General features: G+C 50.6%; 2 rRNA genes. Both read right to left on the bottom strand.

Annotated elements, in window-relative coordinates:
- Positions 1-6: 6 nt before the first annotated feature.
- Positions 7-122: ribosomal RNA gene (gene rrf / locus H571_RS0100070) — 5S ribosomal RNA — on the bottom strand.
- A 233-nt stretch (positions 123-355) separates the two neighbouring features.
- Positions 356-1691: ribosomal RNA gene (locus H571_RS0100065) — 23S ribosomal RNA — on the bottom strand; the annotation flags it as partial.

Raw genomic sequence — 1691 nt, 5'->3', positions numbered from 1 at the left:
ATAAGTGCCTGACGATGACCTACTTTCACATGGGGAGACCCCACACTATCATCGGCGCTGAGCGGTTTCACTTCTGAGTTCGGCAAGGTATCAGGTGGTTCCCACTTGCTATGGTCGTCAGGCTTAACTGGCGGTTAAAAGCTTTTCTTTAACGCTTATTTGCGTTGTTACTGGGCTTTTATCCAAAAAGGGGCAAACATTCGTTTTGATCTTTTTAAGATCAAGTGTTTTAAAAGTGTTTTGTCTGGGTGTCTATTGATTGCTTAGTTTAAGCAGCCTTGATTCTGTGCATTAACCGTCGTATCCGGTTTTTTTCGTTGCTGTGTTACCGCACATAAAACCACTTGGGTGTTATATGGTCAAGCCTCACGGGTCATTAGTATTGGTTAGCTCAATGCATTGCTGCACTTCCACACCCAACCTATCAACCTTGTAGTCTTCAAGGGCCCTTTAGGAGAGTCAAGCTCTCAGGGAGACCTAATCTTGAAGGGGGCTTCCCGCTTAGATGCTTTCAGCGGTTATCCTGTCCGAACGTAGCTACTGGGCAGTGCCATTGGCATGACAACCCAAACACCAGCGGTTCGTCCACTCCGGTCCTCTCGTACTAGGAGCAGCTCTTCTCAAGTCTCCAACGTCCACGGCAGATAGGGACCGAACTGTCTCACGACGTTCTAAACCCAGCTCGCGTACCACTTTAAATGGCGAACAGCCATACCCTTGGGACCGACTTCAGCCCCAGGATGTGATGAGCCGACATCGAGGTGCCAAACACCGCCGTCGATGTGAACTCTTGGGCGGTATCAGCCTGTTATCCCCGGAGTACCTTTTATCCGTTGAGCGATGGCCCTTCCATACAGAACCACCGGATCACTAGAACCTACTTTCGTACCTGCTCGACGTGTCTGTCTCGCAGTCAAGCACCCTTATGCTCTTGCACTCATTGACTGATTTCCGACCAGCCTGAGGGTACCTTTGTGCTCCTCCGTTACTCTTTAGGAGGAGACCGCCCCAGTCAAACTACCCACCACACACGGTCCCCGATCCAGATAATGGACCTAGGTTAGAACCTCAAGATTGCCAGGCTGGTATTTCAAGGTTGACTCCGCACCGACTAGCGTCGATGGTTCTTAGTCTCCCAGCTATCCTACACAAGCAATATCAAAGTCCAGTGTGAAGCTATAGTAAAGGTTCACGGGGTCTTTCCGTCTAGCCGCGGATACACCGCATCTTCACGGCGATTTCAATTTCACTGAGTCTCGGGTGGAGACAGCGCCCCCATCATTACGCCATTCGTGCAGGTCGGAACTTACCCGACAAGGAATTTCGCTACCTTAGGACCGTTATAGTTACGGCCGCCGTTTACCGGGGCTTCGATCAAGAGCTTCGCTTACGCTAACCCCATCAATTAACCTTCCGGCACCGGGCAGGCGTCAGACCCTATACGTCCACTTACGTGTTTGCAGAGTCCTGTGTTTTTAATAAACAGTTGCAGGGGCCTGGTATCTTCGACCGACTTCAGCTTGGTTAGTGTTAACGTCACCTACGCGTCGGTGTGCCTTCTCCCGAAGTTACGGCACCATTTTGCCTAGTTCCTTCACCCGAGTTCTCTCAAGCGCCTTGGTCTTCTCGACCTGACCACCTGTGTCGGTTTGGGGTACGGTTTGTTATTACCTGAAGCTTAGAGACTTTTC

Origin of the sequence: Marinospirillum minutulum DSM 6287, from assembly GCF_000422325.1 — a bacterium.
Lineage (GTDB): Bacteria > Pseudomonadota > Gammaproteobacteria > Pseudomonadales > Halomonadaceae > Marinospirillum > Marinospirillum minutulum.
The sequence above is the reverse complement of the archived record's forward strand: the minus strand, read 5'-3'. Positions and strand labels throughout refer to the sequence as shown.